Origin of the sequence: Rahnella sp. R3(2024) (assembly GCF_042920125.1) — a bacterium.
GTDB classification, from domain to species: Bacteria; Pseudomonadota; Gammaproteobacteria; order Enterobacterales; family Enterobacteriaceae; genus Rahnella; species Rahnella rivi.
Window position 1 is genome coordinate 3336620 of record NZ_JBHGBU010000001.1, and the last position, 13587, is coordinate 3350206.

Below are 13587 nucleotides of genomic sequence, written 5' to 3' on the forward strand. Positions count from 1 at the left end.
CGGCGGCCTTTGAGGAGTGCTGATGTCATAAAGCAGGGTGAATTTCTGCTTCCTCTGTCATCAGAAACTGTATTTCACCTGAGCCATGCCTTCCTGATACTGATATCCCTGCTGATGGCTGCCGGTGTAACTGAGCGTTGCCCGCAGATTCGGTGTGAGTTTCACCTCAACGCCAGCGGAATACTCCGCAATATCACGGCCTAACGTATTGCCGGAAACAGTGAATGGCGTGCCGTCATTGCTGTAGACCTGACTGTCGTTGTCATTCATCAATTCCCTTCGGTAGGTCAGGTTCAGATTCGGAGTGACTTCTTTGCCCGCAACAACATAGGTGTTGGAAACGCTGACGCCGATGTTCGGCTGCACGCTGGTGTAGCGATCGGCGTCACCGCGAACTTTCATCTTGCCGATGACTGAATCGAACATTTCATTATTCGCTGACATGCTTTCATCAAAGCCAGAATAATAAACGTTCAGGCCTTCTATGCCGATTTGAGGAACGATGCTCATGTCACCCAACGTCAGCGGTAAGCTGGCGCTGAGGGCCGTGGTTATCGCCTCGGCGGACACTGAGCTTTTACCTTCGCCCAGAGAGATGCCGCTGCGGGTGACCTGACGTGTGGTATCGGTAGGGGAGTGCGTATATCCCAGCGAGCCGGACAGCACGATGTCACTTAATTTTTCGGATGCAAACACATTCACGGCGTAGCGACTGGCAGAAGATGAGGCGCCGTCGGATGAGAGGTCATAATCCGAGTAATCGACAGAGACGCCCACGCGTGTGGCGTGACTCTCAATATATCCGCCGATAGAAATGCCATTAATATCCGCACTCAGGCCGGAACTGCCGGAACCCTTGCTGGTGTGCGGCATAATCCACATCGCATCGTCACTGAAGCATTGCCCGGACATATCGCAGCCCGATTTAACGAACGGATTTAATGCCCAGTCCACCTGGTGTAGGCTCCATTGCGTGGATTTCTGCAAACCGATAGCCATCAGTTGCGGGTCGTAGGCGTGAATATTTGACGGACGCACGACAAACCTTGGCTGCGGCGTAACATCATCAGTCGGATCGGCAGGGATAACCGGATCAGCGGGGTCAATAGGGTCAATCGGATCGACAGGGATAACCGGATCAGCGGGGTCAATCGGGTCGACCGGATTAACAGGGTCTACAGGATCAACCGGGTTAACAGGGGTAACCGGATCAACCGGATTAACCGGGTTAACAGGATTAACGGGATTAACCGGGTTAACAGGATTAACCGGATTAACCGGATTAACAGGATTAACCGGGTTCGCCACTGTCGTCAGGGTCACGCCGTTGGCCGCATAAGTCAGCGACTGACTCATCACGTCGTTGCCCACCTGAAGGTTATCGGCAAACACACCGGTGACGCCGCCCGCGGCGGTCAGAATTTCATACGCCTGTTCAGTGTATGTGCCTGGTGCGAAGAGCGTTTGCACGTGTCCGGCAAGTTCTGCCATCCCCGTAACGGCAAGTTTTGAAGCACCCAGCAGGGGATCGATATCGATGAACAACGTCGCATCCGCCGTCTGGGTGTATTTGCCTTTAACGTTGAAGGTGTTCCCTGCACCCGCCGGGCGTACAAGGCCGCTGTTGGAGACATTTCCGCCAACCGTACCGTAACCCTGCAATGTGCCGAAAGGATTAACCTCTATATTTCCGGCTAACTGCGCGCTGGCATGCAGGGCATCACCCACCACCAGCGTGCCGTCTTCAACCACTGTTTTTTGGTTGAACGTATTCACCGCATTGAGAACGACGCTGCCCGTGCCTTGTTTAACGAGGCTGCCGGATGTGCCGCTGATGGCGTTATTGAGGATCAGGTTTTCATCGCTGGCGAACCCCAGGTTCCCGCCGGTCATTTTAATTTTGCCACCGGTTAAGGAGTCGGCATTCGTGAATACCAAATCGCCGGCTTTAATCTCCAGTTCATTCATATAGAGATGATTGTTACCGCTTAATGTGAGTTTTCGGGTTCCTTCTTTAATAATCTTCCCAGCCCCCTGACTCTCCATGCTGGCTGATAATGAGGTGTCCATTTCCGGCAACAGACGTAAAGTACTCTTGTTTTGTATATAAATTTTTCCGGTAAAGGCCGATGTATCGCCAAGTAACCCTACGGAATGACTGCCCGCAATAGTGAGTATCCCTTTGCCCGTCAGTGAGCCAAAAATGCGGAACATAATGTTAAATGCGGTGTTGTTTCCCACTAACGTTCCGCTGGTGGCGACATTAATCTCACTACGAAGTTTTGCACCGCCTCCGCCACCATTGCCGTTCGTGCCTGAAGCGATGATACCGCCATCGAGTACCAGTGTTTTTGAAGGCCCGGATGTTTGATCCACATCTCGCAACTCGAGGGTGGTTCCGTTTCCGACCGTGAAGGAGCCGGTGCTATGACTTAGCAGACTGTTGTTAGCGTTCCATTCCAGTTTACTTTTATTGAACGTGATATCGCCGTCATCAAAAGCGGATGCGTCTAACCTCGTCAGCGTATTATTGACAGTAAGGTGATGGCCGTTTAGCCGGTAAGAGCCAATGGTTGCTCTGTCCGATGTCCCGTAGAGGGTCATCGCACTGTCATTTTGAAGGTTAATCCCCCCAATGCTGACAGCTCCGGAGTGCGTATTGAGCAAACTGCCAGAATTCAGGGTTAGGGTGTTTTCAATACTGTGGCCATACAAATCGAGCACTGCATCTTTCGCGATGGTCACGGCATTCGTCTTCAGACCAAAGGCATGGCTGCCATTGAGCCGCGTTTTCCCGGCGGTTAACAACGTCTCTCCGCTGAAGGTATTTTCCCCGGCCACAATGAGCGTACCGAGCCCCATTTTGTTCAGGTGAATATGGGAACCGGAAATGGAACTGTTCAGTGTGGTATCTGAATTAACCAGAAGATTCAGTGTGGAATCGCTTTGAGTTTGCGAGGAAGTAATTTTTGACAGAGTGCTGCTTTTCTCAATATTCAGGGAAGCAGTATGGCCGTTCAGATCGAGAACGCCGCCATCTTCTAACATTACGTGTGCTTTGCCGCCAATCGCCTCATCAACGCCCATTTTCAGGGTCATGTCACTTTTGGCTGAAGCTATATTGCTGGCGTTAAAACCGCGCACGTTGACCATGCTTTCCAGATCAGAGGCATGGTTGAGGGTGATAATACCGCCCTGGTTATCTTGCGCATCAATGCTGAGATCGCTGTTTTTATCCAGAGCGCTGTTTACCAGCACATTACCGGTACCTGAGAAGTAATAGCCGTTTTGGGCGGCAATCAGCGGCTGGTCGATCGTCAGCGTCTCGCCTGCCAGCGCACCCAGCGCTAACCGCTGGAAATTGCTGAGGTCGTAACCAAAACGTTGCGCCTGATCGATGTTGATCATCCCGGCAGAATCCTGGGAGATATTTGAGATAAATTTCGAAGTGGCGGTCGCGCCGTAACCCACGCTCAGGGTGCCATTGCCGAGGGAATCATCAAAATCACCGATAAGGGTAATTCCGCGCCGCAAATCAATGTCGCCCACCCAGTTGGCGTTGTGACTTTCTATACGAACAATGCCGCTGCTTTCCCCGTTCCCGAGGAACAGCGAGTCTCCCGTTGTGAGGTTGCCTTTGATGCCGACTTCGCCATCACCGCCGCCCAGATAGAATGTATCAGCGCCCGCAGTCAGGTTTTGCCCGAAAGTACCCAGCGACAAATAGCCGCTGCTGCCGATATACAACTCATCCTTCAGGCTCTTCATATCAGCGGCAGAGGTGATTGAACCGCTCAGCGCCAGCACGCCGCGGGATGCGGCAGAAATGGTGTTTAAAATGGAAGCAATGCTGCCGGCGTTGTTGCCTGCATCGAGCACGCCGGTTTTTTCGATGGTCCAGCCGTCACGCTGTGTACCCAGGCTGGCGAGAGTGTTGACGATCACGCGGCCTTCTGAAATCAGGCTGCTTCCGGTGAGCGCATTGATGCCGGTGAGGAAAAGAGTGCCTGCACCTTCTTTGATAATCCGGCCTTGCCCGCTTAAATCGGCGTTGATTTGTACCCTGAATTTGTCATCAGGCGTGACGCGCAGGGTTGAGTTTTTGGTGGTTAAATTCACGCTGCCATCTAAATAAGCGCCTTCAAGCACGCCCTGAGCATCGCTGCTCGTCTCACCACGGGAATCGACGATCAGAGTCGATTTATCATCAAGCACAAAACGTCCGCGTGCCGTGGCGTTGCGGGCTACGGTGAAACTGGCATCAGTAAGATTGACCAGGCTGTCGCCCAGATCAAAGCTGGCTTTCTCATACTGGGTCGGATCGATATATCCACCGGCATGCAGCGTCAGCGCGCCCTGAACCGCCAGATTACCGGAGGTGATATCCATTCCGCCGCGTGTATCGATATAGCCTTTCAGTGTCCAGGAAGAATCTTTCGTCGCTGGCGCATACACCAGATGCAGCAGCCCGTCGCTCAGTGAGCCGCCGTCGATGAAGTTCCCGAGGAACGTTTTTGGTCCGCTGCCGGTGAAGGTGAAGGTGGACTGCGCGCCGGATTTGGTGGCGGCAATGGTCGCGCCGTTGTCCATATGGATAATGTCATTCCAGCTCAGCGACTGACCGTAGAGATCAAGGATCCCGCCGCGCGTGCCGAAGCCAACCTGCGTCCCCACCAGCTGATCGGCGGCCCCCAGTCGGACGATAGCCCGTCCGCTGCCGATATGCAGGGTTTTCAGCGCGGAACCGCCCACGCGTTGCAGAATAGTCAGGCCGTCGCCAACATTTAATCCGGCCTGATTATTCCCGTTACCGGCAATAATCAGCGTGCCATCGCCAATTTTACGCCAGATATCGCCGACGCCGCCGGTAAGTAAACTGGTGACGACCGCACCCGCGTTGATAATATAGCCCGCGCTGTTTAACCGGCGGTTATTATCGCCGCCGTCGGAAAGAATGTAATCGGAATTAAAGGTTATCGATCCCGCGCCTAAATTCAGGTTTTTTTCCGTGAGCTGGATAGTGCCGCCCGCGCCACCAAATATAAGGTTCTTGTTACTTTTGAAGTCATTATTGACCAATGCGGAAGCGGCGATATCTGTGCGTATTCCGTGGTAAAGAATATCGTTACCATTGAGCGTCAAATAACCTTCGCCACTTTTACTGTCTTGTGCGCCTGCGTAAATAATATCCGAGCTATTTAACGTGCTAATCGCCGCATCGTTAAAGCTTTCCATGGTGTCCAGCGTCCATTGCGGGGCTGTCCTGAAAAAACTCGTCTTTCCGTAGCCTTTCGTTCCGCCGCCAGCCGAGTTGATCGCCACCAATTTCCAGCTCTGAGATTTTGTATCCCATCCCCATACGCCACTGCCACTGTCACCGCCCAGAGTGCCGACATCAAGAGCGGTCTTCTGCGCTTCTGTCAGCGTTATTCTTAGGTTGTATACCTGGCCATTAAGGCTCACGGTTTCTATGATGTTTGTGCCGCCTGCCATTGGCCCATAACCCAGATCCTGAATCGTATTTTTGTCCAGAGCAACGGCAAAAGTCCCGCCACCCACACGGGCAATAACAAGTCCTTGTTTTATTTGCGACGTATCGGTAAATAATTCTGAAGGGGCCGCATCGGTCACGAGGGTGCGCAGACGTGTAATTTTATAATCGTCAGTTGTCTCAACATCATAAGCGCGTTTGGTCACCTCGTTCATTAAGGTGTAGCTTTCGGCTTTCTCTGCACCGCTGAAAAGGGTGGCATCTAATTGCTGGAATCGTTTGCCGAAAGTGAGATTGTCCGTATAACCAACATGGACAGCAGAGGGGGCGACCTGTGCAGAGATGAGCGTTGAAAAACCGCCATCAGCATTCGAACTGAAATCAGGGATAACGTTAAGCGTACCACTCATGGAACCGTCAATATGATAGACCGGAACGTTGACGGCGCCGGGGAAAAATACGCCACGGTTCTCCGCGTAATCCCGGTAAACCTGAACATTGATATCATCGCGCATTAAGGCAGCTGACGCATCACTAATTTGCCCCATGAATAATATTGAAGAAATCAATCCCTTTTTAAACTTCATATAAAAAACTCCATGTAAATAATATTACTCATGCTCGATGGATAATAACGGTTTTATTGAATTGTTTTTGCTGATAATTATTTTCAGGTTCTGCGTTGATCGTTTAATTATTTTGCGAATAACATCTGCCTTCGATGTTTTTAGGGCGGCGAGAATATCACGTGATTGTAAGGATGTATTCTTCTTTAAGAGAAAATAAATACATTCACATATCAAATTGAATGCGCTGAATATATTTTCTATTGTGATGGGTTATGTAACTTCTTCTTAATATGTGGAAATAAAAAAGCCGGCGCAAGGCCGGCATTTTTAAATTAAAATTCTGATGAATCAGTAAAGCAAGGAATATAACTGACGTCGATATTTCGCAGCCAGGGCATCACCGGTGCCAAGTGCGGCCAGGATATCCATCAGCGTTTTACGCGCCGCGCCGTTAGCCGCGGCTAAATCTTTCTTCAGCGGCGCCATCAGCAGTTCCAGCGCTTCTTCGTTACGGCCAACCTGATGCAGTTGCAGGCTGAGTTTAACAATGAGCTCTGCATTATCAGGATCCTGCGACAGCTCCTGCTGAAGTTGCTGAATCTCAGGGGTATCCGCTGCCTGTTTGAGCAGCTCAATCTGCGCGACCAGCCCCTGATAGCGGGAATCTTTGTCCTGCAACGGAATGGTGGCCAGTACGGCCTCAGCGTCATCACTACGGTTGAGATGAATGTGCGTTTCGGCCAGCAAGAGGCCGATATCACTGCGCTGATTGCTCAGCTGCCAGGCCTCTTTGAGCAGCGGCAGGGCTTCGGCCGCATTGCCTGCCTGCAACAGTTCCTGTGCCTGAGCCAGCTTCAGCTCTTCTTCTTTCGGCAGCACTTTTTGCAGCAGTTCGCGGATCACCTCTTCAGGCTGCGGGCCCTGGAAACCATCGACTGGCTGACCGTCTTTAAACAGGTAAACCGCCGGAATCGAACGCAGACCAAACTGCTGAGCGACCATTTGCTGCACATCGCAATCGACCTTCGCCAGAATCAGCTGACCGGCATATTCCACCGCCAGTTTGTCGAGAATCGGCCCGAGTTGCAGGCAATGCTGACTGCGTTCTGACCAGAAATAGAACATCACCGGCACAGACATGGATTGCTCCAGTGCCTGTTGCAGGTTTGTTTCGTCAATATCAATAATCGTAGGTTGTGCAAGCATGAATTCGTTCTCTCTGACTAAGGCGTTTAAAGCGTTAAAAATGAGATGGGGGCGACTCTTACTGCTTCAACCCCCCGGCGCTTTTACTTAGCTGTTTCCGCGCAATATTTTATCCAGCAACCGGCCGGGCAACAGGCGTTTGAGCACCGTCAGAGCATGGGCGACCAGGGTCACCGGATAACGCAGGCGCGCACGCGGGTTCTCCAAAGCATGGTGCAGTTTGGGTAAAACTGCCTCCGGCTTGAGCGTAAAACGACGGGCGATGCCCGGATTTTCTACCGGCTGGTCAGCTTGTGACTGACTGACGTTGGCGGTGAAATTGCTGCTGAGCGGGCCGGGTTCAATCAGGCTGACCTGAATGCCCGTGCCGTGCAGCTCCATGCGCAGCGTGTCGGACCAGGCTTCCAGCGCGAATTTACTGGCGGCATAAACGCCACGGCGGGGCGTGGTAATCAGCCCCATCACCGAACTGGTCTGAATAATGCGGCCTTCGCCGTGCGGCAGCATGGCGGGCAACAAAAGTTGAGTCAGCTGATGTGTGCCGAACAGGTTGGTGGAGAATTGTTTCTCGAACTGCGCGCGGCTGATGCTGTTCAGCGGGCCGTAAACGCCATATCCGGCATTGTTGAACAGGCCATACAGGCGGTTGCCGGTCAACGCGATCACCTGCGCAGCGGCGTGTATGACGCTCTCTTCATCATCAAGATCCAGCGGTATGGTTTCAAAACCCATCTGCTGAAGTGTGTCGATATCCTGCGGTTTCCGGCATGCAGCCAGCACCCGGTAACCACGGCTGCGCAAATCTTGTGCAGCCACCAGCCCGATACCGCTGGAACAACCGGTGATTAATACTGCTTTTTGCATAACTTTACCTGTGAGGTGTCCCTATTTTTTATGGCTGTGATTTACTAGGGAGTCGGGTGAAAAAGGTAACGTCCTGGTTTTACTCACGTCCCGGTATTATTTTATTTTTCGTATTTTAAACCTAATGCGTCAGCAGCGGCGTGAGTTTTTCAGACATCCAGTCGGCAATAAACGACTGGGCTGCCAGCGCCGGGTGCAAGCCGTCATCCTGCATCCATTCCGGTTTCACGGCGACCTGTTCCATAAAGAACGGCACCAGCGGGATATTCTCCTGCTTCGCCAGCGCCGGATAGATGGCATAGAACGCATCACCGTAGCGGCGGCCATAGTTTGGCGGCAGGCGGATTTGCATCAGCAACGGCTGGGCATCGGCGTGTTTAACCTGAGCGATAATTTGGGTCAGGGTTTGCGAAATGGTTTGTGGCGGGAATCCGCGTAAACCGTCGTTGGCACCCAACTCAATCAGCACCCAGCGCGGATGATGTTGTTGCAGCAGCGCAGACAATCGCGCCAGCCCTTGTTCGGCGGTATCTCCGCTGATGCTGGCGTTAATAATGGTGGGTTTCCCCCCTTCTTTTTGCCATTTTTTATTCAGCAGTGACGGCCATGATTCGGCTACAGGCAGGCGATAGACAGCACTTAAACTGTCGCCAATAATCAGCAAGTTATCAGCAGCAACGGCGCGAAAACTCAATAATCCTAACAACATAAGGAAGGGGAGATGCCAGCGGAAAACGTTCTTGAAGTTCATCATCTTAATAAGCACGTCGGTCAGGGTGAAGGACAGCTCACCATCCTGTCCGGTGTGGAGCTGGTTGTCAAACCGGCGCAGACAATTGCGCTGATTGGGGAATCCGGTTCCGGTAAATCCACCCTGCTGGGCATTCTTGCCGGGCTGGATGACGGCACCAGCGGCGATGTGGTTTTGCTCGGCAAATCTCTCAGTAAACTTAACGAAGAAGGTCGCGCCGCGCTGCGGGCAAAAAATGTGGGCTTCGTGTTTCAGTCCTTCATGCTGGTGCCGACGCTCAACGCGCTGGAAAACGTCCAGCTTCCGGCATTGCTGCGCGGCGAAAGCGACAGCAACAGCCGTCAGCAGGCGGTGCAGTTACTGGAAAGTCTCGGGCTCGGCGGGCGTCTGCACCATCTGCCTGCGCAGCTTTCGGGCGGCGAGCAGCAACGCGTGGCGCTGGCGCGGGCATTTATCGGTAAACCTAAACTGCTGTTCGCCGATGAGCCGACCGGCAATCTGGATCGTGCAACCGGCGAACGCATTGTCGATCTGCTGTTCTCCCTGAACCGCGATGCGGCCACCACCCTGATTCTGGTCACCCACGACGAGCAACTGGCGGCGCGTTGCCAGCGGCGCTTGCGTCTGCGTGACGGGAAGTTGTGGGAGGAAGCATGATCTGGCGCTGGTTCTGGCGCGAATGGCGTTCGCCTTCGCTGCTGATTGTCTGGCTGGCACTGACGCTGGCGGTGGCCTGCGTGCTGGCGCTCGGCAGCATCAGTGACCGCATGGACAAAGGGCTGAGTCAGCAAAGCCGCGAGTTTATCGCCGGTGACCGTGTGCTGCGCTCCGCCCGGCCGATCACTGAAGCCTGGTTGCAGGACGCGGAAAAGCAGGGGCTGAAGGTCAGCCGTCAGCTCTCTTTCATGACCATGACGTTTGCCGGTGAAACGCCACAGCTGGCGGCGGTAAAAGCCACCGATCTGGCTTACCCGCTGTATGGCACGTTGCAAACCGAACCCGCCGGGCTGAAACCTGAGCCGGGCACCGTGCTGGTTGCGCCGCGTCTGCTGGCGCTGCTCAACGTGAAAGTGGGTGACAATCTGGACGTGGGTGACTCCACGCTGAAAATTGCCGGTGTGGTGGTGCAGGAGCCGGATTCGGGCTTCAACCCGTTCCAGACCGCGCCACGGGTGATCATGAATCTGGCGGATGTGCCGAAAACCGGCGCGGTTCAGCCGGGCAGCCGCCTGACCTACCGTTATATGTTTGCCGGTTCGCCGCAGGCGATTCAGATCTATGGCGATGCGATAAAAGGGCTGCTGAAGCCCGATCAGCGCTGGACCGGGATGGAAGATTCCGACGGTGCGCTGGGGAAATCGTTGCAGCGCTCGCAGCAGTTCCTGACGTTATCAGCATTGCTGACGCTGATGCTGTCGATTGCCGCCATTGCCGTGTCGATGGGGCACTACTGCCGCAGCCGTTACGATCTGGTGGCGGTGCTCAAAACCCTCGGCGCGGGGAAAAAAGCCCTGCGCAGGCTGATCATCGGCCAGTGGGTTGCGGTGATGGTGCTGGCGGGGATTTGCGGCAGTCTGGTCGGTCTGGCATTTGAAGCGGTGCTGATGAAAGTTCTGGCACCGGTACTGCCTGCGGCGCTTCCTCCCGCCGGTGTCTGGCCGTGGGTCTGGTCGATGGGCGCGATGGTGGTGATCTCTTTCCTGATTGGTATTCGCCCTTATCGCCAGTTACTGGCTACGCAGCCATTGCGCGTGCTGCGTAATGATGTGGTCGCCAACGTCTGGCCGCTGCGCTACTTCCTGCCGGTTATGATTCTGGTGGTGGTCGGTCTCCTGGCGGCGCTGATGGGCGGAAGTTCGCTGCTGTGGTCTTTGCTGGCTGGCGTGCTGGTGCTGTCGTTGCTGCTGGGCGTGATTGGCTGGGGGGCGCTGTTGTTACTGCGTCGTCTGACTTTCCGTCAGTTGCCGCTGCGTTTAGCCGTTAACCGCCTGCTGCGACAGCCGTGGGTGACGCTCAGCCAGCTGGCGGCGTTCTCCATGTCGTTTATGTTGCTGGCTTTGCTGCTGGTGATGCGCGGGGATTTGCTGGATCGCTGGGAGCAACAGCTGCCGCCGGACAGCCCGAATTACTTCCTGCTCAATATCACCAAAGAGCAAATTCCGCAGGTGACGGATTTCCTGCATCAGCATAAAGCGCAGCCGGAAACCTTCTATCCGATTGTGCGGGTTCGCCTGACCGGGATTAACGACAAGGTCGCCACCGAGATCATCAAACCGGACGACGCGGGCGGTGAAGCCGTAAACCGTGAACTGAATCTGACCTGGATGGAAGGGCTGCCGGATCATAATCCGCTGGTGGCAGGCAACGGACCGCCGAAAGCCGGTGAAGTGTCGATCGACGAAGGGCTGGCGGGGCGTCTGGGGCTGAAACTCGGCGATACCGTTACGTTCAGCGGCGATACCCAGGAGTTCAGCGCCAAAATAACCAGCCTGCGAAAAGTGGACTGGGACAGCCTGAAGCCGAATTTCTACTTCATCTTCCCGCCGGGCGCGCTCGACGGCCAGCCGCAAAGCTGGCTGACCAGCTTCCGTTATCACGGCGATGACCGCACCATCACGCAGCTCAACCGCCAGTTCCCGACGGTGAGCCTGATGGATATCGGCTCGATCCTGCGTCAGGTAGGGCAGGTATTGCAGCAGGTGAGCAGGGCGCTGGAAGTAATGGTGATTCTGGTGATGCTGTGCGGCGGTTTACTGCTGCTGGCGCAGATTCAGGTCGGCATGCGTCAGCGCCGTCAGGAGCTGATCGTTTACCGCACGCTGGGCGCCAGCAAAAAGATGCTGCATCGCACGCTGTGGTGTGAGTTTGCCGTGCTCGGGCTGGTGGCCGGTGTCGCTGCCGCCATCGGTGCGGAAGCCGCATTGTGGCTGCTGCAACGCAAAGTGTTCGATTTCCCGTGGGAACCGAATTACCTGATGTGGATCGCCGTACCGGTGGTGAGCGCGTTGCTGCTGTCGGTCTGCGGTGGCTGGCTGGGTGTGCGGTTACTGCGGGGAAGGGCGTTGTTCAGGCAATATGATTCGTAGTGTTTAAACTCCTCCCCTTCACAGGGGAGGAAGCCTGAAAATCACAGCTTTTCAATCGCCCATTCAATACCGCTGGCGTATTCTGCCGGCAGCATCGGGATCAGTGCGTTGAGATTGTCTTTCAGCAGGCTGGCGCTGGCGTCGTTGAGATTCAGGTGTCCGACTTTACGCCCAGGACGCACTTCCTTCTCATACCAGTGCAGATTGACCAGCGGCAGACTCAGCCATGCTTCTGACACCTCTGTTCCAATCAGATTCACCATCACCGACGGCGTACTGACCACCGGTTGCGGCAACGGCAGACCGAGGATCGCGCGCAGGTGCATTTCAAACTGGCTGTAGGATGCACCGTTTTGCGTCCAGTGACCGCTGTTGTGCACGCGCGGGGCCAGCTCGTTAATCAGCAAACCTTCACTGACCACGAAACATTCCATCGCCATCACGCCGACGTAATTCAGTTCGTTGAGGATGGCTGACAACATGCGTTCAGCCTGCTGTTGCAGGGCGGCGTCCGGCTGCGGCAGCGCGACGCTGGTGCGCAGAATGCCATCCTGATGCAGGTTATGGGTTAGCGGGTAAAACACGGTTTTGCCGTCATGACCCCGCGCACCGACCAGCGACACTTCGCCGGAAAAATTGATGCCCTGTTCAACGATGCATTCACCGTAGCAATCCTGCGGCAGCGTATTTTCTTCGCCGGAGCGCAAACGCCACTGACCACGGCCGTCGTAACCGCCGACGCGACGTTTCACAATCGCCAGTTCGCCAATTTCGGAGAATACCTGCGGCCATTCGGCGGCATCGGCCAGTAACTGCCAGGGTGCGGTTGCCAGACCGAGCTGATCGAGCAACTGTTTTTGCGTCAGGCGGTCGGCCAGACGCGGGAAGATTTCGCGGTTAACAAACGCATTGTGTGTCGCCAGTTCGCGGGTCAGCGCGGTTTCCGGCCAGCGTTCGATTTCAGCGGTAATAACGCTTTGCTGATACGGCACGGCTTCCGGTTCGGCATCCAGGCCGACGGGAAAAACGGCGATCCCCAGCGGTTCACCGGCCTGACGCAGCATTCTGCCTAACTGGCCGTTTCCGAGCACGCAAACCGGCTTCATGCTTGCTCCCGTGGATCGGGATTATTCAGCACTTCATCGGTTTGCGCGGTGCGCCATGCGGCCAGACTTTTCGCAATCTCAGCATCGTGCAGCGCGAGAATCTGTGCGGCCAGCAGCGCAGCATTTGCCGCACCGGCTTTACCAATCGCCAGTGTCCCAACCGGAATGCCGCGCGGCATTTGTACGATGGAATACAGGCTGTCGATGCCGCTCAGCGCAGCACTTTGCACCGGCACACCGAGCACCGGCACCAACGTTTTCGCTGCCAGCATACCGGGTAAATGCGCCGCGCCGCCTGCACCCGCGATGATCACATCAAAGCCATTCGCCGAAGCCTGTTCAGCGAAAGTGAATAATTTGTCCGGCGTGCGGTGTGCGGAGACGATATCGACATGGAAAGGAATATTCAGCGTTGTGAGGACTTCGGCGGCGAACTGCATGGTCGCCCAGTCACTTTTAGACCCCATAACGATGGCGATTTTTGCCGGGGTAACGTTGGATGACATGTCTGTAA

8 protein-coding genes are annotated in these 13587 nt (G+C 54.8%); 2 read left to right on the forward strand and 6 right to left on the reverse strand.

Features of this window, described 5'->3' with window-relative positions; translation table 11 throughout:
- Positions 1–60: 60 nt before the first annotated feature.
- From ABSH60_RS14995 to tesA, 4 genes are all read right to left on the reverse strand, one after another.
- Positions 61–6078 (reverse strand): S6 family peptidase, encoded by a 6018-nt coding sequence (locus ABSH60_RS14995; protein ID WP_390974608.1) that lies wholly within the window; start codon positions 6076–6078, stop codon positions 61–63.
- A 330-nt stretch (positions 6079–6408) separates the two neighbouring features.
- Positions 6409–7266, reverse strand: coding sequence for a co-chaperone YbbN (locus ABSH60_RS15000; RefSeq protein WP_136374687.1), 858 nt, complete (start codon positions 7264–7266; stop codon positions 6409–6411).
- An 87-nt stretch (positions 7267–7353) separates the two neighbouring features.
- Positions 7354–8130 (reverse strand): SDR family oxidoreductase, encoded by a 777-nt coding sequence (locus tag ABSH60_RS15005; protein ID WP_056771250.1) that lies wholly within the window; start codon positions 8128–8130, stop codon positions 7354–7356.
- Positions 8131–8251: 121 nt separating this feature from the next.
- On the reverse strand, positions 8252–8881 hold the full coding sequence (tesA, locus tag ABSH60_RS15010) for a multifunctional acyl-CoA thioesterase I/protease I/lysophospholipase L1 (RefSeq protein ID WP_122096121.1): 630 nt from the start codon (positions 8879–8881) through the stop codon (positions 8252–8254).
- Between tesA and ybbA the strand changes: the two genes are divergently transcribed.
- Positions 8852–9538: a putative ABC transporter ATP-binding protein YbbA gene (gene ybbA / locus ABSH60_RS15015; protein WP_056771257.1), complete on the forward strand. Its 687-nt coding sequence runs from the start codon at positions 8852–8854 to the stop codon at positions 9536–9538. The genes tesA and ybbA overlap by 30 nt on opposite strands.
- On the forward strand, positions 9535–11967 hold the full coding sequence (ybbP, locus tag ABSH60_RS15020) for a putative ABC transporter permease subunit YbbP (RefSeq protein ID WP_056771261.1): 2433 nt from the start codon (positions 9535–9537) through the stop codon (positions 11965–11967). The genes ybbA and ybbP overlap by 4 nt, the downstream gene beginning before the upstream one ends.
- 41 nt (positions 11968–12008) lie before the next feature.
- Here the strand turns inward: ybbP and purK are convergent, their stop codons facing one another.
- Complete coding sequence (gene purK / locus ABSH60_RS15025) at positions 12009–13073, reverse strand: 5-(carboxyamino)imidazole ribonucleotide synthase (RefSeq protein ID WP_122095979.1); 1065 nt, start codon at positions 13071–13073, stop codon at positions 12009–12011.
- Positions 13070–13579 carry a 5-(carboxyamino)imidazole ribonucleotide mutase gene (purE, locus tag ABSH60_RS15030; RefSeq protein ID WP_122095978.1) on the reverse strand — a complete coding sequence of 170 codons (510 nt, stop codon included), beginning with the start codon at positions 13577–13579 and terminating at the stop codon, positions 13070–13072. Before purE ends, purK begins: the two co-directional genes overlap by 4 nt.
- Positions 13580–13587 lie beyond the last annotated feature (8 nt).